This window comes from Rhizobacter sp. Root1238, assembly GCF_001425825.1.
Lineage (GTDB): Bacteria > Pseudomonadota > Gammaproteobacteria > Burkholderiales > Burkholderiaceae_C > Rhizobacter.
On sequence record NZ_LMDM01000001.1, the window covers coordinates 180,381 to 195,947 of the forward strand.

Below are 15,567 nucleotides of genomic sequence, written 5' to 3' on the forward strand. Positions count from 1 at the left end.
CTGAACTGGATGTCGACGATGGCTGCCCCTCCCTTCCCCACCCCCGACGAACGCGACGACGCGCTGAGCGCGTGGCTCGACGGCGAACTGCCGACCGAACGCCGCGCCCAGGTCGATGCCTGGCTGCAGGCGAACCCCGAAGAGGCCGCCCGCGTGCGGCTGTGGGCCGCCGACCGCGATGCGCTGCGCGCGCGGCTGGCCTCCGCGGCGAGCGAGCCGGTGCCCGACCGGCTGCAGCAGCTCGTGCTGCAGCATGCGCCCGAGGCGGCGACGCCGTGGTGGCGGGGCCGCGGGCAGTGGGCCGCCGCGCTCGCGGTGTTCGCGCTCGGCGGGTTGATCGGCGCCGGCGCGATGTGGCGGGTGCAGCCGGCGCGCATGGGTGCGACCCAGGCCCAGGCGCCGGCCGGCAGCTGGGTGCAGCGCGCAGCGCTTGCGCACAGCGTCTACGTGCCCGAGCAGCGCCACCCGGTCGAGGTCGCGGTCGCCGGCAAGACCGCCGAAGAGAGCCGCGCGCAGGAAGAGCACCTGTCGCGCTGGCTGACGCGGCGCCTGAACGTGCCGGTCAAGCTGTTCGACCTGCGCGAGCAGGGGTATGAGCTGGTCGGCGGGCGGCTGCTGCCCGACGGCAACGGGGCCGGCCCCGGTGCGCAGCTGATGTACCAGGCCGCCGGCGGCACCGCCCGCGTGACCGTCTACCTGCGCAAGCCCGACGAGGCCGCGCCGGCGGCATTCCGCTTCGAACGCGACGGCGACGTGAACCTCTTCTACTGGGTCGAGGCCGGCACTGGCTATGCGCTGGCCGGCAGCCTGCCGCGCGAGCAGCTGCTGGCGCTGGCCGAGGCGATCTACCGGCAGCAACCGGCCGCCACGCCATCGGCCCCGTCGACGCCGAAGTAGCCGCCGGGCCCGTCGCCCACCGTCTCTAGAATCGGCGCATGACCGATTCCGCCTCGGCGCCGCCCGCGCTGTCCTCCTCCCGCGCGGCCGTCGGATTCCGGCTGCTGGTGGTGAGCCTGCTCGGCTTCGCATCCGGGCTGCCGCTCGCGCTGACCGGCCAGGCGATGCAGGCCTGGCTCAGCGTCGAAGGCATCGACATGGCGACCATCGGCTTCCTGAGCCTGGTCGGCCTGCCCTACACCTTCAAGTTCCTGTGGGCGCCGCTGATGGACCGCTTCGAGCTGCCGTGGCTCGGCCGGCGCCGCGGCTGGCTGGTGCTGACGCAGCTCGCATTGGCCGGAGCGCTGCTGCTGATGAGCGCCACCTCGCCCGGCAGCGCGACGCGCAGCTTCGCGCTGCTGGCGGTGCTGGTCGCGTTCGTCTCGGCGTCGCAGGACGTGGTGGTCGATGCCTACCGCACCGACCTGCTGCCGGCGCGCGAGCGCGGGCTCGGCTCGTCGCTGTACGTGCTGGGCTACCGGCTCGCGATGATCCTGTCGGGCGGCGTCGCGCTGATCTGGGTCGATCCGACACAGGGTGGCGGCTGGTCGTGGCCCGACGTCTACCGCGTGATGGCCGGGCTGATGGTCGGCGCGGCGGTGCTGTCGGCGGTTGCGCTGCCCCGCTTGCCGGTGGCGCTGCGGCCGTCGTCGGTCGCGCGCCAGGATGTGCTCGGCTTCGTCGCGGTGCTGGCCGCGGTCGCGGCAGGCTTCATGCTGAGCGAGCGCTTCGGGCCGCCGATCGCCGCGGCGGTGCTGTCGCCGTGGTGGGCCGGCAGCAGCCTGCCGGCCGCGCTGCAGCAACGCTGGACCGAACTGCTCGCGCTGCTGCTGGGCATCGCGTTCACGCTGCCGCTGGCCGCGTGGGCGGCGCGCGCGGCGCGCTTCGAGACGCTGCTCGGCGGGCTGCGCAGCTACTTCTCGCAACCGGGCGCCGGCGCCTTCCTGGCGTTCATCGTGCTCTACAAGCTGGGCGACGCGTTCGCCGGCTCGCTGATGACGCCGTTCCTGCTGAAGGCGATGCAGTTCGGCCCGGCCGAGGTCGGCGTCGCGAACAAGCTGATCGGGCTGTGGCTGACCATCGGCGGCGCGCTGCTCGGCGGCGCGCTGATGCTGAAGCTCGGCCTGTGGCGCGCGCTGCTGCTGTTCGGCGTGCTGCAGATGCTGAGCAACCTCGGCTTCTGGTGGCTCGCCGGCCATGGCCACGGGCTGCTGCCGGGCGTCACGATCCCGGCCTTCGACTGGACGGTGGTCTGGCTGAAGCAGGCGACGCCGGTCGACGGCGGGCTGCTGATGGTGATCGCGCTGGAGAACATCACCGGCGGCATGGGCACGACCGCGTTCGTCGCGTTCCTGATGAGCCTGTGCAACCAGCGCTTCACCGCGACGCAGTACGCGCTGCTGAGCGCGTTCGCGTCGGTCGGCCGCGTCTGGGTCGGGCCGGTGGCCGGCGTCACCGCCGAGACCATCGGCTGGCCGAGCTTCTTCGTGCTGTCGACGGTGCTGGCGCTGCCGGCGTTGCTGATGCTCATCTGGCTGCGCGCGCCGGTGCAGGCGCTCGAGGTCGATCCGACAGCGATTCCGGTCGACGATTGATGCGTCGGAACCGGGCCTCCCATTTGCCATCTGAGTTGCCATGAACCACGACGCCAATCTCCCCTCGATCACCTGCGGCTGCGCCTTCCATGCGCGCCGCCGCTTCGCGATGACGCTGGCCGCCGCCGCCGGCGCATCGCTCGCGGTGCCGGCCTGGGCGCGCGAAGGCGTCGACGTCGGCGGCGAGTCGCGCTTCACGAAGCTGGTGTCGGCCGACCAGATCGAGCAGGCCGCCGCGCAGCAGTACGCGCAGATGAAGCAGCAGGCCTCGCAACAGCGCGCGCTGGGTCCCGACAGCCACCCGCAGGTGGTGCGGCTGCGCGCCATTTCGCAGCGCATCATCCCGTTCAGCTCGGAGTGGAACGAACGCGCGAGCCGCTGGAAGTGGGAGGTCAACCTGATCGGCTCGAAGCAGATCAATGCGTTCTGCATGCCCGGCGGCAAGATCGCGTTCTACACCGGCATCCTCGAGCAGCTGCAGCTGACCGACGACGAAGTCGCGATGGTGATGGGCCACGAGGTCGCGCATGCGCTGCGCGAGCATGCGCGCGAACGCATGGGCAAGAACCTGGCGACGCAGGGCGCGATCGGGCTCGGCGCCGCGATCCTCGGGCTGGGCAGCATCGGCCGCTCGGTGGCCGACATGGGCGGCCAGCTGCTGACGCTGAAGTTCGGCCGCGAGGACGAATCCGAGGCCGACCTGGTCGGCATGGAGCTGGCCGCGCGCGCCGGCTACGACCCGCGCGCCGGCGTCAGCCTGTGGAACAAGATGGCGCAGGCCAGCAAGGGCGCGCCGCCGCAGTTCCTGTCGACCCACCCGTCCGGGCCGACGCGCATCCGCGACATCGAGGCGAACCTGCCGCGGGTCGAGGGCCTGTATGCGAGGGCGGCCAAGCCTGCACAACGCTTCGAGCCGCCGGCGAAGAAGTAGCCCGGGTCCGGGCTACCAGCGCGCAGGCAAGGGCCGCTTCAGCACGATCTGCGTGCGGCTGACGGCGATGTGGCCGCCGGCATCCAGGTCCTTCAGCAGGCGGCTGACCATCTCGCGCGAGCAGCCGACGCGGCTCGCGATCTCCTGGTGCGTGAGCCGTTCGCGGATCACCCGCGTGCCGTCGGGCTCGGTCACCGCGAGGTCGGTCAGCAGTTGCGCGACGCGGCCGTACACGTCGAGCAGGGCCAGGCTGCGCGCGCTGTGCGTCGCCAGGCGGGCGCGGTGGATCACGCGCGAGATCAGCTCGAACGCGAACTCCGGCCGCTCGGCGATGTGCTGGCGCAGCGTGTGCCGCGTGACCACCGAGCAGACCGTGGGTTCGAGCGTGATGATCGAGGCCGAGCGCGGCCCGCCGTCGAGCGACATCTCGCCCAGGTACTCGCCCGGGCCGTAGACGCCGTAGACGATCTCGCGGTCGCGGTCGTCCATCGAGAACGCCTTGACGCGGCCCGACAGCAGGATGAACAAGGTGTCGCCGTGATCGCCTTCCTGGATCAGCAGCACGCCCTTGCGGTAGCGGCGTTGTTCGCCCCGGGCCGAGAGCAGGCCCAGGGATTCGGACAGCACGGGAGCGGATGCTGGGCCGGTGGCGGCGTCCATGGAGAAGCGGCGGCGAAGGGGACAGCCCGGGCGGCGGCCCGGGAACCCGTCGAATCTAGCACGCCGCCCCTGGCGTGGCCGTGACGCGTCAGTGCGACAGCGCCGTCTTCATCGCCGGTGTGATCGGCGGCAGCACGGCCACGCGGTTCAGCAGGTCGCCAATGCTGGCAGTCTGCGTCTTGATGCGGATGCTGCTGATCTGCGAGCGCACCGTCGAGACCGCGACGCTGAAGCCGCGCGCCACTTCCTTCGGCCGCTGGCCGTCGCACAGCGCGCGCAGCACCTTGGTCTCGGCCGCGGTCAGGCCATGGGTGCGGGCGAAGAAGTCGAGCGTCAGCGACTCGCAGCGGTGGCGCTTGCCGAGCACCAGCATCGCGAGGCCGTCGTCCTCGGGCGAGGACATCGGCACGAAGGCGACCGGCATCGCGCCGTCGGCGCTGCCCAGGTTCAGCATGCGGCGCCGGCCGCTGCAGGCGCCGAGCAGCGCACCGAGGAAGCCCGACAGTTCTTCCGCATGGCGCGGCAGCACCTGGTTCTTGACGACGCGCAGGCCGTCGCCGGCCTGCAGCGATTGCCAGCCGAGCTGGTTGGCATGACGCAGGCCGCAGTTCGCATCGACCAGCAGCAGGCCGTGGTCCATCTCGTCGAGCATCATCGTCAGCCAGCGGTTCATCGCGGACGGGCCATGGCGGCGCTCCGGTCCGGGGTATGGCGGCGTGACGTGGGCGGTCCCCGCGGGCGCGGCCCGCAGGTTCAAGTGGGCGGTCGGGCGGGTGTCGGCCGGGGGCGAGAGCAGTTCATCCAACATGGCGCTGTCCTTCTGATGGCTGGCGCAGCAGCAGCGCTGTGCACCTTGTTACAGCGTAGGGGCGTCAGGTCTCGCCGGGGGGTGAAAACCGCCGGGCCGGTTTGTGATTTATTCACCTCGGCCGCTTCGCGGCCCGAGCAGCGCGGCCAGCCAGCGCGTCAGGTCGGCGATCTCCGGGCCGCACACCGAATGCGGCATCGGGTACTCGTGCCACTCGACCGGGTGCCCGAACGCCAGCAGCGCGTCGCGCGATGCGAGCGCACGGGCGATCGGGATCACCGGGTCCTGCCGGCCATGCGCGAGGAAGATCGGCAGCCCGTGGTTCGCGCCATCGCGCTCGGCCGCGGTCTGCGCCGCCAGCGGCAGGTAGCCCGACAACCCGACCAGGCCGGCCAGCCGTTCGCGGTGGCGCAGTCCGGTCAGCAGCGTCATCGCGCAGCCTTGCGAGAAGCCGCCGAGCACGATGCGCGAGGTGGGAATGCCGCGTTCGTTCTCGCGGGCGATCAGCGCCTGCACCAGCGCCTGCGATTCGCGCAGGCCGGCCTCGTCCTCGCGCCGCACCAGGTCGGCGGCGAGGATGTCGTACCAGGCGCGCATCACGTAGCCGCCGTTGACGGTGACCGGCCGCGTCGGTGCGTGCGGAAAGATGAAGCGCAGCGGGCCGGCGGCGGCCAGGTCGAGCTCCTGCGCGAACGGCGCGAAGCCGTTGCCGCTGTCGCCCAGGCCGTGCAGGAAGATGATGGTGGCCGTCGGGTCCGGGCCTGTTTCGGTTTCGATGGTGTCGAGCTGCATGCGGGGATGCTAGCCCGACTTCGCGATCAGAACCGGTAGTTGACGCCCAGGCTCAGCTGCGGGATCGCGCGGATCTTGCCGACGCCGTCGCGCAGCTCCTGCGTTTCCTTGTTGACGTCGGCGTTCAGCGTCGCGCGGTCCGTTGCATTCATGCTGTCGAAGGTCGGACCGCTGGCGGCGGCCTCGACCTTCGCCCGGCCGATGCTCGCGCCGAGGTCGAAGTGGAAGCCCCAGGTGCCTTCGGCACCGGCCTGGTGGCCGTAGCCGATGCCGAGGAACGGCGTCGTCTTCGGGAACTTCACGTGCGCATCGAAGCGGTCGCCGTCCTGCGTCGCGTAGGTGGTGTTGCCGATCGTGATCTGGTTGTTGGTCGGCTTGCCGGCCAGGTCGAGCTTGATCGCGTTGAAGGTGACGCCACCGGTCAGGCGCCAGCCGCCGATGAAGAACCAGTCGGCGAACACGCCGCCACGGCTGAGCTTCAGGTCGGCGTCGTAGTGGATGCTGTTCTCGGTCTTCGTGGTGCTGTGCGAGCCGAGCGAGGCCACGTCGCCGCGCAGCGTCACCGACGGCGCGACCGGCTGCGCGTAGCCCAGCATCACGCCGTGCGTGCCGATGCCGGTGTAGACCTCGCCGGCGTGGGCGGCGGTGGCCAGCAGGCCCAGGCTCCATGCGGCCAGGGTCGTCAGCGTCTTGCTCATGAGGGTTCTCGTCACGGAAAGAAGGGAAGCCCCATTCTTTCTGCGTTCACCGGACGGGCAATGCGCAAACAGTGCCCAAGCGGCCACGCATTTCATCGCTTGGCCGACGGATGAAGTGCTGCACATCTGCGGCGTTCATGGCGTGACGAACGGGTTCTCGATGCGCACGCCCCCATACACCGCGCCGTGTTGCATGTCTTCGCTCAACACCCTCTCGCATCCGCCGACGATGGCAGCCTGCACGATCAAGGCGTCGTAGAACGACAGACTTCGCAGGACGTGAAGGTCCAGCGCGCCGGCGATCAAGTCAGCCGAGGTGGTCACCATGTCGAACCGCCGATAGAAACCAATCCGTTGCCGGATCAGTTCATGGGGAAGACGAAGCTTGCGCAACGCGACATTCGCGTATTCCTGGAGCACTTGGGTGGACAGCACCGCAGTGCCCGCGCTGCGCGTCGCGGTGATCAACGCGATGGCGCGTTTCTGCTTCTCGGGCTCGTCCGAGGCATCTGCATAGACAAGGACGTTCGTGTCCAGCAGGCTACGCACGGCGATTGGCCTCTTCGCGATCGAAGTGCCAGCCCCCCAGCCGTCCCGGTGTGGCCCGAGCGGATTGCTCGAAGGCCTGCAACTCGTTCGCCAACTGCTGGCTTCCCGCCAACTGCTCCAGGTAGTCTCGGACGGCTTGGTTCAAGCTTTTCCCCATCGTGGCAGCGGCGGCACGGGCCTGCTCCGCGATGCGCTCGTCCACGGACAAGGTGATGTTCATGATTTCCCTTATGTGCGCACATATTATGTGCGACATCATTCTGCCTGATGCCGCTGCGCAAGGGAATCTGAAGCCGCTGGATGGACGATGCTCAGATCGTGAAGTCGTAGTCGATGATCAGCGGCGCATGGTCCGAGAAGCGCTGCTCCAGGTAGATGTGCTCGCGCAACGCCTTCGCGGCCAGCGCCGGCGTGGCCAGGTGGTAGTCGAGCCGCCAGCCGACGTTCTTCGCCCAGGCCTGGCCGCGGTTGCTCCACCAGGTGTATTGCTCGGGCTTCGGGTTCAGCGTGCGGAACACGTCGACCAGGCCGAGCTCGTCCAGCGTGTGCGTCATCCAGGCGCGCTCTTCCGGCAGGAAGCCGCTGTTCTTCTGGTTGCTGCGCCAGTTCTTCAGGTCGATCTCCTTGTGCGCGATGTTCACGTCGCCCACCAGGATGAACTCGCGCTCGGCCTTCAGCTGCTGCAGGTACGGCGTCATCAGCGCCAGGAAGCGGAACTTCGCGAGCTGCCGCTCCTCGCCGCTGGAGCCGCTCGGGAAGTAGCAGCTGATGATGCTGAGCTTGCGCTGCGGGGTGTCGAAGCGCAGTTCGACATAGCGGCCTTCGGCGTCGAACTCGGGCGAGCCGAAGCCGACCACCACGTCGCTCGGCGTCTTGCGGCTGTACAGGCCGACGCCGGAGTAACCCTTCTTCTCGGCGAAGTGGAAATGGCCGTGCATGTCGTGCACGCGCTCGAAGCGGCCGGCGATGTCGGCAGCCTGGGCCTTCACCTCCTGCACCCCCATACAATCGGCGCCAATGCTTTCCGCCCACGGCACAAGGCCCTTCGTGGCCGCCGAGCGGATGCCGTTCAGATTCAAAGACACCAGACGGAACACGAAAGACCTCCGATGAGCCCCACCGCTGACACTCTGGCCAAAGACTTCGTCAGCTTCTCGGTGGAAGCCGGCGTGTTGCGGTTCGGGGAGTTCAAGACCAAGGCCGGGCGGCTGTCGCCCTATTTCTTCAATTCCGGCCTGTTCGACGACGGCGCCAAGCTGGGCCGTCTGGCGGAATTCTATGCGCGCCGCCTGCTCGCGTCGGGCATCGGGTTCGACATGCTGTTCGGCCCGGCCTACAAGGGCATCACGCTCGCATCGGCCACCGCGGTGGCGCTGGCCGGCCTGGGCCACAACGTGCCGTTCTGCCACAACCGCAAGGAAGCCAAGGACCACGGCGAAGGCGGCCTGATGGTCGGCGCGCCGCTGAAGGGCCGCGTGGTCATCATCGACGACGTGATCACCGACGGCGCCTCCAAGCGCGAATCGGTCGAGATGATCCGCGCCGCCGGGGCGGAACCGGTTTCGGTGCTGATCGCGATGGACCGCATGGAACGCAAGGGTTCCGATGACAACCTGAGCGCACGCTCCTCCGTTGAGGAGTTCGAAGCGGCGTTCGGCATGCCGGTGCTGGCCATTGCGACGCTTGCCGACTTGCTGCAGTATCTTCAGTCGGATGACGATCCGGCCTTGCGCAGCCACCTGGCGCGCGTGGTCGCCTACCGGGACCGTTACGGGGTGTAAATGACGAGCCTGATTGTGGTGAATCGATCGATGCGAACGTGGCGCTGCATGGCGTTGCTGGCAGGCCTCGCGGCCGGTTCGTCGGCCCAAGCCGCCATCTACAGCTGCGTCGACGGCAGTGGCCGGCGCCTGACCTCCGACCGTCCCATCGCCGAGTGCTCGACCCGCGAGCAGCGCGAGCTCAACACCGACGGATCGGTGCGCCGGGTCGTGCCGCCGACGATGACGGCCGACGAGCGCGCCGAGGCCGAGGCGAAGGAGCGGCAGGCCGCCGCCGACCGTGTCGCGCAGCAGGATGCGATGCGGCGCGATCGCAACCTGGTGAACCGCTTTCCCGACAGTGCCGCCCACATGAAGGCGCGCGAGGCCGCGCTCGACGACGTGCGCAAGGGCGTCGCGTTCTCGCAGGGGCGCCTGGCCGAGCTCGAGCGCGAACGCAAGCCGCTGGTCGAAGAGCAGGAGTTCTACAAGGGCAAGAAGCTGCCGGGCAAGCTGCGCCAGCAGCTCGACGCGAACGACGCCGCAGTGGCCGCGCAGAAGTCGCTGGTGCAGAACCAGGAAGACGAGATCGTGCGCATCAACAACCTCTACGACGTCGAGCTCGAACGGCTGAAGAAGCTGTGGGGCGGCGCGTCGCCCGGGTCGATGGGCGCGCTGCCGGCCGCTTCCGCGCCCGCGCCGCGAAAGGCGGCAGGGAAATAAGACTCACCGAACGGCCTTCCGCGCCCGCGCGTGCCTGGCTTCGCAGCGGCTGGCGCGATCGAGCGTCGCCGGTCAGCCCGCTGCGAGTTTCTTCTTCAGCAACTCGTTCACCTGCGACGGGTTCGCCTTGCCCTTGGTGGCCTTCATCGCCTGGCCGACCAGTGCGTTGAACGCCTTGTCCTTGCCGGCGCGGAATTCCTCCACCGACTTCGCGTTCGCCGCCAGCACGTCATCGAGGATGCGCTCCAGCTCGCCGCTGTCGCTCATCTGCTTCAGGCCCTTGGCATCGATGATCGCGTCGATCTCGCCACCGGTGGTCCACAGCTGGTCGAACACCTGGCGCGCACCGCTGTTCGACAGCGTGCCGTCGGCGATGCGGCCGATCAGCGCGGCCAGCGTCGCCGCGCTCACCGGGCTGTCCGCGATGTCCTTCTCTTCGGCGTTCAGCCGGCGCGACACCTCGCCCATCAGCCAGTTCGCCACCAGCTTCGGCTGGCCGCAGGCCTTGGCCGCCGCCTCGAAGAACGCGCCGACCGCCTTGCCCTGCGTCATCATCGACGCGTCGTACGCCGGCAGCCCGTAGTCCTTCTGGAAGCGCTCGGCCATCACGCGCGGCAGCTCCGGCATCGCGGCGCGCACCTGCTCGATCCATTCGGGCGCGATCGCGAGCGGCGGCAGGTCCGGGTCGGGGAAGTAACGGTAGTCGTGCGCGTCTTCCTTCGTTCGCATCGCCCGCGTCTCGCCGGTGTCGGGGTTGAACAGCACGGTGGCCTGCTGCACCGTGCCGCCGTCCTCGATCAGGTCGATCTGCCACTGGATCTCGTAGTCGATCGCCTGCTGCAGGTACTTGAAGCTGTTCAGGTTCTTGATCTCGCGGCGCGTGCCGTACTCAGCGCCGGGGCGGCGCACCGACACGTTGGCGTCGCAGCGGAAGCTGCCTTCCTGCATGTTGCCGTCGCAGATGTCGAGCCAGACCACCAGCGAATGCAGCGCCTTCGCATACTCGACCGCCTCGACGCTCGCGCGCATGTCGGGCTCGGTGACGATCTCCAGCAGCGGCGTGCCGGCGCGGTTCAGGTCGATGCCGGTCTGGCCGGCATAGTCCTCGTGCAGCGACTTGCCGGCGTCTTCTTCGAGGTGGGCACGGGTGAGCTGCACCTTGTGCTTCAGGTCGCCGACGAAGAACTCGACCGAGCCGCCCTGCACCACCGGCGTCTCGTACTGGCTGATCTGGTAGCCCTTCGGCAGGTCGGGGTAGAAGTAGTTCTTGCGCGCGAAGATCGACAGCGGCGCCACCGTCGCGCCGACCGCGAGCCCGAAGCGGATCGCCCGCTCGACCGCGCCGCGGTTCATCACCGGCAGCGTGCCCGGCAGCGCCAGGTCCACCGGCGAGGCCTGCGTGTTGGGCGCGGCACCGAACTGCGTGCTGGAGCCGCTGAAGATCTTGCTGCGCGTGGACAGCTGGGCGTGCGTCTCGAGGCCGATGACGACCTCGTAGCCGCGGATCAGTTTGGAAGGAGTCGCCATGGTCAGATCGAGGGGGCTTGGGCGTGCCAGTCGGTCGCCTGCTGGAAGGCATGGGCCGCATGCAACAGCGTGCCCTCCTGGAAGTAGTTGCCGATCAGCTGCAGGCCCACCGGCATGCCGCCTTCGCCGGTGCCGGCGGGCAGGCTCATGCCCGGCAGCCCGGCCAGGCTGGCCGGCAGCGTGAAGATGTCGGCCAGGTAGTTCGCGACCGGGTCGTCGCTCTTGTCGCCCAGCTTCCAGGCCACCGTCGGCGCGACCGGGCCGGCGATCACGTCGCACTGCGTGAAGCAGTGCTGGAAGTCGTCGGCGATCATGCGCCGCAGCTTCTGCGCCTGCAGGTAGTAGGCGTCGTAGTAGCCGTGGCTCAGCACATAGGTGCCGATCATGATGCGGCGCTTGACCTCGGCCCCGAAGGCCTCGGCGCGGCTCTTCTTGTACATGTCGAGCAGGTCGGTGTACTTGTCGGCGCGGTGCCCGAAGCGCACGCCGTCAAAGCGGCTCAGGTTCGAGCTGGCCTCGGCCGGCGCGATGATGTAGTACACCGGGATCGACAGCTCGGTGCGCGGCAGGCTCACGTCGACCAGCGTCGCGCCGAGCTTCTGCAGCTCGGCCAGTGCGGCCCGCACCGCGCCGTCGACGTCGGCGGCCAGCGCGGCCGGGAAGAACTCGGTCGGCAACCCGATGCGCAGGCCCTTCAGCGGCTGCGCGGCGCTGGCGCCGGCGCGCACCGTCGTGAGCGCCGCGGCATAGTCCTGCGGCGGGCGCTGCGCGCTGGTGGCGTCGCGCTCGTCGAAGCCGCTCATCGCCGACAGCATCAGCGCGCAGTCTTCGGCGCTGCGGCCGAACGGGCCGGCCTGGTCGAGGCTGGACGCGAACGCGATCATCCCGTAGCGCGAGCACACGCCGTAGGTCGGCTTGATGCCGGTGATGCCGGTGAAGCTGGCCGGCTGCCGGATCGAGCCACCGGTGTCGGTGCCGGTGGCCACCGGCACCAGCCGCGCCGCGACCGCGGTGGCCGAGCCGCCCGACGAGCCGCCCGGCACGCGGGTCGCATCCCACGGGTTCTTCACCGGGCCGAAGGCCGAGTTCTCGTTGCTGGAGCCCATCGCGAACTCGTCGCAGTTCAGCTTGCCCAGCGTCACGGTACCGGCCGCGGCGAGCCGCGTGACCACGGTGGCGTCGAACGGGCTGCGGTAGCCGGCCAGCATCTTCGAGCCGGCGGTGGTCGGCAACGCCTCGGTGACGAAGATGTCCTTGTGCGCGAGCGGCACGCCCAGCAGCGCGCCGGTCTCGCCGGCGGCGCGGCGGGCATCGGCCTGCGCGGCCTGGCGCAGCGCGCCTTCGGCGTCGACGCACAGGAAGGCGCCCAGGTGCTCATGCGCGGCAACCCGTGCAAGCAGATGTGTCGTCGCTTCGACGCTGGACACCTGCCGCGCGGCGAGCGCGCGCGACAGTCCGGCCGCGCCCAGTTGATGCAGGTCCTTCATGTCTCGATCACCTGCGGCACGAGGAACAGGCCGTCTTCGACCGACGGCGCGCTGCGCTGGTTGGCCTCGCGGCGATCGGTTTCGGTGACGACGTCGTCGCGCAGGCGCAGCGTCACTTCCTGCACCGCCGACAGCGGCGTGTACAGCGGCTCGATGCCGCTGGTGTCGACCGCGCTCATCTGTTCGACGATCGAGAAGAAGCCGTTCAGTTGCTGCAGCATCGCCGCCTCTTCGGCGGGCCTCAGTTCGAGGCGCGCGAGGTTCGCGATGCGGCTCACGTCTTTGGAGTCCAGTGCCATTGGAATTTGAGGGGAGATGAGGGTGCCGACGGGGCTGAAAATCAGGGGGGGTTGGGGTATTATCCCCGGTTATCCACAAGCCTCTTTCGGCGTGCAAATTCAAGGGTTTGCAGGACTTTCGAGCGGCTCGCGGACCCTGCCCGGACCTCCATTCGCGATTGCGGCGATCCGCCCGACCCGGCCGATCGGCGCCAACAAGAACTCTCCCGCACATGTTTGCATCCCTGCGCCGCTACTTCTCCACCGACCTGGCCATCGACCTCGGCACCGCCAACACGCTGATCTACGTGCGTGGCAAGGGCATCGTGCTGGACGAGCCGTCGGTCGTCGCGATCCGCCACGAGGGCGGCCCCAACGGCAAGAAGACGATCCAGGCGGTCGGCGCCGAAGCCAAGGCGATGCTCGGCAAGGTGCCCGGCAACATCGAGGCCATCCGGCCGATGAAAGACGGCGTGATCGCCGACTTCACGGTCACCGAGCAGATGCTCAAGCAGTTCATCCGCATGGTCCACGACTCGCGGATGCTCAAGCCGAGCCCGCGCATCATCATCTGCGTGCCCTGCGGTTCGACGCAGGTCGAGCGCCGCGCCATCCGCGAATCGGCGCTCGGCGCCGGCGCGAGCGAGGTCTATCTGATCGAGGAGCCGATGGCCGCGGCGATCGGCGCCGGCCTGCCGGTCAGCGAGGCGAGCGGCTCGATGGTGGTCGACATCGGCGGCGGCACCACCGAGGTCGGCGTGATCTCGCTGGGCGGCATGGTCTACAAGGGCAGCGTGCGGGTCGGCGGCGACAAGTTCGATGAAGCCATCATCAACTACATCCGACGCAACTACGGCATGCTGATCGGCGAGCCCACCGCCGAATCCATCAAGAAGAACATCGGCTCGGCCTTCCCCGGCTCCGAGGTCAAGGAGATGGAAGTCAAGGGCCGCAACCTCAGCGAAGGCGTGCCGCGCAGCTTCACGATCAGCAGCAACGAGATCCTCGAAGCGCTGACCGACCCGCTCAACCAGATCGTCTCCAGCGTCAAGAACGCACTCGAGCAGACGCCGCCGGAACTGGGCGCCGACATCGCCGAGCGCGGCATGATGCTGACCGGCGGCGGCGCGCTGCTGCGCGACCTCGACCGCCTGCTCGCCGAGGAAACCGGCCTGCCGGTGCTGGTGGCCGAAGACCCGCTGACTTGCGTCGTGCGCGGCTGCGGCATGGCGCTGGAGCGGATGGAGCGCCTCGGATCCATCTTCACCTCCGAGTGAACGTGACCCTTCTCACACGGCCGGCGCGTCGCTGACGCGGCCGGCTTTTTGTTCGCTGAAGCGCACTCGTCACTTCAAGTTCGCCGTACAGACATGCCGCTCGGTACCCTCGACCGGACACCGCCACCCTTCTTCCGACAGGGCCCTTCGGCGCTCACGCGGCTGATGTTCTTCTCGGCGCTCGCGCTGTTCCTGATGGTGGCCGACACCCGCTTCAAGCTGACGCAGCCGGTGCGTGCGGTGCTGGCGACGGTGCTGAACCCGGTCGAGCGCGCGCTGCGGGCGCCGGTCGATGCGGTGAGCGCGGCCAGCGACTACGCGATGGGGCTGCAGGATGCGCTGTCGGCCGAGGCCCGGGCCCGCCGCGAACTGGCCGAGCAGGCGGCCCGCTCGGCGCGCGTCGAGCAGCTCGAGCAGGAGAACCTGCGGCTGCGCGCGCTGCTCGATCTGCGGCCGGGCCTGAAGGTGCGCTCGCAGACGGCCGAGGTGCTGTACGACGCGCCCGATCCGTATTCGCGCAAGGTCATCATCGACCGCGGCACGCAGCAGGGCATTGCGGTCGCGTCGCCGGTCATCAACGAAGCCGGCGTGCTCGGCCAGGTGACGCGGGCCTTCCCGTACAGCGCCGAGGTCACGCTGCTCACCGACAAGGACGCCGCGATCCCGGTGCTGAACATGCGCACCCAGGTGCGCAGCGCCGCCTTCGGCAATTCGACCGGCGCCGGGCTGGAGCTGCGCTTCATGGCCGGCAATGCCGACGTGCAGGTCGGCGACGTGCTCGCGACCTCGGGCGTCGACGGCGTCTATCCGTCGGGCATCCCGGTCGCGAAGGTGGTCAGCGTCGACCGGCGCGTCGACACCGGCTTCGCCCGCATCGCGCTGACGCCGGTCGCGCAACCCGACGCGGTGCGCCATGTGCTGGTGCTGGAGCCGCTGGGGGTGCAGATGCAGCCCAAGCCCGAGCCGGCGATCGATCCGAATGCCAAGCCCGGCGCCGCCAGCGGACGAAAGGGGACCCGCCGATGATGCCGCGTGGCGCCGACCAGCTGCTGTTGCCGGCGAACCCCTGGTTCATCTGGGGTTCGCTGCTGCTGGCCTTCCTGTTCAACCTGGTGCCGTTCGGCCGGCTGCCGGCCATCCCCGACCTGCTGGCGCTCGCGCTGGTGTTCTGGAACGTGCACCAGCCGCGGCGCATCGGCGTCGGCATCGCGTTCATGTTCGGGCTGCTGATGGACGTGCACGACAGCGCGGTGCTGGGGCAGCATGCGCTGGCCTACACGCTGCTGAGCTTCTTCACGATCACGATCCACCGGCGGCTGCTGTGGTTCGGGCTGCCGCAGCAGGCGCTGCAGATCCTGCCGCTGTTCGTCGCGGCGCACGCGGTCTCGCTGATCGTGAGAATGTTGGTGGGCGGCATGCTGCCGGGGTGGGAACTGATGCTCGCGCCGGTGTTCGAAAGCCTGCTGTGGCCGGTGGCATCGTGGGTGCTGCTCGCGCCGCAGCGCCGGCCGCCGGATCCCGACCAGAACCGGCCCTTGTGACCCTT

General features: G+C 69.3%; 18 protein-coding genes. 8 read left to right on the top strand and 10 right to left on the bottom strand.

The window, feature by feature from the left end; genetic code table 11:
- Positions 1-18 precede the first annotated feature (18 nt).
- Genes ASC98_RS00805 through ASC98_RS00815 form a run of 3 tightly spaced genes read left to right on the top strand, consistent with a single transcriptional unit; the run spans position 19 to position 3,462 of the window.
- Complete coding sequence (locus ASC98_RS00805; protein ID WP_157597830.1) at positions 19-897, top strand: anti-sigma factor; 879 nt, start codon at positions 19-21, stop codon at positions 895-897.
- Between the two features lie 38 nt (positions 898-935).
- On the top strand, positions 936-2,531 hold the full coding sequence (locus tag ASC98_RS00810) for an MFS transporter (protein WP_056803088.1): 1,596 nt from the start codon (positions 936-938) through the stop codon (positions 2,529-2,531).
- Between the two features lie 40 nt (positions 2,532-2,571).
- Complete coding sequence (locus ASC98_RS00815) at positions 2,572-3,462, top strand: M48 family metallopeptidase (protein ID WP_056803091.1); 891 nt, start codon at positions 2,572-2,574, stop codon at positions 3,460-3,462.
- Between the two features lie 12 nt (positions 3,463-3,474).
- Here ASC98_RS00815 and ASC98_RS00820 read toward each other — a convergent pair whose 3' ends face one another.
- The 7 genes from ASC98_RS00820 to ASC98_RS00850 form a co-directional block, all read right to left on the bottom strand.
- Positions 3,475-4,089, bottom strand: a complete 615-nt coding sequence (locus ASC98_RS00820; RefSeq protein WP_235581127.1) for a Crp/Fnr family transcriptional regulator — start codon at positions 4,087-4,089, stop codon at positions 3,475-3,477.
- A 121-nt stretch (positions 4,090-4,210) separates the two neighbouring features.
- Entirely contained in the window at positions 4,211-4,930 is a 720-nt protein-coding gene (locus tag ASC98_RS00825; RefSeq protein ID WP_157597831.1) for a helix-turn-helix transcriptional regulator, read from the bottom strand.
- Between the two features lie 108 nt (positions 4,931-5,038).
- Positions 5,039-5,722 (bottom strand): alpha/beta hydrolase, encoded by a 684-nt coding sequence (locus tag ASC98_RS00830; protein ID WP_056803101.1) that lies wholly within the window; start codon positions 5,720-5,722, stop codon positions 5,039-5,041.
- Positions 5,723-5,748: 26 nt separating this feature from the next.
- The gene (locus tag ASC98_RS00835; RefSeq protein ID WP_056803104.1) at positions 5,749-6,420 is read right to left on the bottom strand and encodes a hypothetical protein; all 672 of its coding nucleotides are present in this window, start codon (positions 6,418-6,420) and stop codon (positions 5,749-5,751) included.
- A gap of 135 nt (positions 6,421-6,555) precedes the next feature.
- On the bottom strand, positions 6,556-6,969 hold the full coding sequence (locus ASC98_RS00840; RefSeq protein ID WP_056803107.1) for a PIN domain-containing protein: 414 nt from the start codon (positions 6,967-6,969) through the stop codon (positions 6,556-6,558).
- Positions 6,962-7,189 carry a DUF6364 family protein gene (locus ASC98_RS00845; RefSeq protein WP_056804695.1) on the bottom strand — a complete coding sequence of 76 codons (228 nt, stop codon included), beginning with the start codon at positions 7,187-7,189 and terminating at the stop codon, positions 6,962-6,964. The genes ASC98_RS00840 and ASC98_RS00845 overlap by 8 nt, the downstream gene beginning before the upstream one ends.
- 91 nt (positions 7,190-7,280) lie before the next feature.
- Positions 7,281-8,066: an exodeoxyribonuclease III gene (locus ASC98_RS00850; protein WP_056803110.1), complete on the bottom strand. Its 786-nt coding sequence runs from the start codon at positions 8,064-8,066 to the stop codon at positions 7,281-7,283.
- A gap of 12 nt (positions 8,067-8,078) precedes the next feature.
- On the opposite strand from ASC98_RS00850, the gene pyrE reads away from it, so the two are divergent.
- Together pyrE and ASC98_RS00860 are read left to right on the top strand one after the other, a co-directional pair.
- On the top strand, positions 8,079-8,750 hold the full coding sequence (gene pyrE, locus ASC98_RS00855) for an orotate phosphoribosyltransferase (RefSeq protein WP_056803112.1): 672 nt from the start codon (positions 8,079-8,081) through the stop codon (positions 8,748-8,750).
- A gap of 48 nt (positions 8,751-8,798) precedes the next feature.
- Complete coding sequence (locus ASC98_RS00860; protein ID WP_235581128.1) at positions 8,799-9,452, top strand: DUF4124 domain-containing protein; 654 nt, start codon at positions 8,799-8,801, stop codon at positions 9,450-9,452.
- Positions 9,453-9,524: 72 nt separating this feature from the next.
- On the opposite strand, the gene gatB is transcribed toward ASC98_RS00860, so the two are convergent.
- From gatB to gatC, 3 genes are read right to left on the bottom strand one after another with little or no spacing between them, the layout of a single operon-like run.
- The gene (gatB, locus tag ASC98_RS00865) at positions 9,525-10,979 is read right to left on the bottom strand and encodes an Asp-tRNA(Asn)/Glu-tRNA(Gln) amidotransferase subunit GatB (RefSeq protein WP_056803117.1); all 1,455 of its coding nucleotides are present in this window, start codon (positions 10,977-10,979) and stop codon (positions 9,525-9,527) included.
- Between the two features lie 2 nt (positions 10,980-10,981).
- Positions 10,982-12,466: an Asp-tRNA(Asn)/Glu-tRNA(Gln) amidotransferase subunit GatA gene (gatA, locus tag ASC98_RS00870; RefSeq protein ID WP_056803120.1), complete on the bottom strand. Its 1,485-nt coding sequence runs from the start codon at positions 12,464-12,466 to the stop codon at positions 10,982-10,984.
- A complete protein-coding gene (gene gatC / locus ASC98_RS00875) occupies positions 12,463-12,765 on the bottom strand; it encodes an Asp-tRNA(Asn)/Glu-tRNA(Gln) amidotransferase subunit GatC (protein ID WP_056803123.1) in 303 nt (100 codons plus the stop codon). The genes gatA and gatC overlap by 4 nt, the downstream gene beginning before the upstream one ends.
- Before the next feature lie 212 nt (positions 12,766-12,977).
- Between gatC and ASC98_RS00880 the strand changes: the two genes are divergently transcribed.
- The 3 genes from ASC98_RS00880 to mreD all read left to right on the top strand — a co-directional run bounded on the left by ASC98_RS00880 (position 12,978) and on the right by mreD (position 15,562).
- The gene (locus tag ASC98_RS00880; protein ID WP_056803126.1) at positions 12,978-14,021 is read left to right on the top strand and encodes a rod shape-determining protein; all 1,044 of its coding nucleotides are present in this window, start codon (positions 12,978-12,980) and stop codon (positions 14,019-14,021) included.
- 93 nt (positions 14,022-14,114) lie between these two features.
- A complete protein-coding gene (gene mreC / locus ASC98_RS00885; protein WP_056803129.1) occupies positions 14,115-15,047 on the top strand; it encodes a rod shape-determining protein MreC in 933 nt (310 codons plus the stop codon).
- Complete coding sequence (mreD, locus tag ASC98_RS00890; RefSeq protein ID WP_056803133.1) at positions 15,044-15,562, top strand: rod shape-determining protein MreD; 519 nt, start codon at positions 15,044-15,046, stop codon at positions 15,560-15,562. Before mreC ends, mreD begins: the two co-directional genes overlap by 4 nt.
- Positions 15,563-15,567: the final 5 nt, after the last annotated feature.

What these genes read in the sequence shown, in the direction of transcription:
- ASC98_RS00805 (WP_157597830.1), top strand. Translation starts at nt 19, where the DNA reads ATGGCTGCCCCTCCCTTCCCCACCCCCGACGAACGCGACGACGCGCTG.
- ASC98_RS00810 (WP_056803088.1), top strand. Translation starts at nt 936, where the DNA reads ATGACCGATTCCGCCTCGGCGCCGCCCGCGCTGTCCTCCTCCCGCGCG.
- ASC98_RS00815 (WP_056803091.1), top strand. Translation starts at nt 2,572, where the DNA reads ATGAACCACGACGCCAATCTCCCCTCGATCACCTGCGGCTGCGCCTTC.
- ASC98_RS00825 (WP_157597831.1), bottom strand. Translation starts at nt 4,930, where the DNA reads ATGTTGGATGAACTGCTCTCGCCCCCGGCCGACACCCGCCCGACCGCC.
- ASC98_RS00830 (WP_056803101.1), bottom strand. Translation starts at nt 5,722, where the DNA reads ATGCAGCTCGACACCATCGAAACCGAAACAGGCCCGGACCCGACGGCC.
- ASC98_RS00835 (WP_056803104.1), bottom strand. Translation starts at nt 6,420, where the DNA reads ATGAGCAAGACGCTGACGACCCTGGCCGCATGGAGCCTGGGCCTGCTG.
- ASC98_RS00845 (WP_056804695.1), bottom strand. Translation starts at nt 7,189, where the DNA reads ATGAACATCACCTTGTCCGTGGACGAGCGCATCGCGGAGCAGGCCCGT.
- pyrE (WP_056803112.1), top strand. Translation starts at nt 8,079, where the DNA reads ATGAGCCCCACCGCTGACACTCTGGCCAAAGACTTCGTCAGCTTCTCG.
- ASC98_RS00860 (WP_235581128.1), top strand. Translation starts at nt 8,799, where the DNA reads ATGGCGTTGCTGGCAGGCCTCGCGGCCGGTTCGTCGGCCCAAGCCGCC.
- gatB (WP_056803117.1), bottom strand. Translation starts at nt 10,979, where the DNA reads ATGGCGACTCCTTCCAAACTGATCCGCGGCTACGAGGTCGTCATCGGC.
- gatA (WP_056803120.1), bottom strand. Translation starts at nt 12,466, where the DNA reads ATGAAGGACCTGCATCAACTGGGCGCGGCCGGACTGTCGCGCGCGCTC.
- gatC (WP_056803123.1), bottom strand. Translation starts at nt 12,765, where the DNA reads ATGGCACTGGACTCCAAAGACGTGAGCCGCATCGCGAACCTCGCGCGC.
- ASC98_RS00880 (WP_056803126.1), top strand. Translation starts at nt 12,978, where the DNA reads ATGTTTGCATCCCTGCGCCGCTACTTCTCCACCGACCTGGCCATCGAC.
- mreC (WP_056803129.1), top strand. Translation starts at nt 14,115, where the DNA reads ATGCCGCTCGGTACCCTCGACCGGACACCGCCACCCTTCTTCCGACAG.
- mreD (WP_056803133.1), top strand. Translation starts at nt 15,044, where the DNA reads ATGATGCCGCGTGGCGCCGACCAGCTGCTGTTGCCGGCGAACCCCTGG.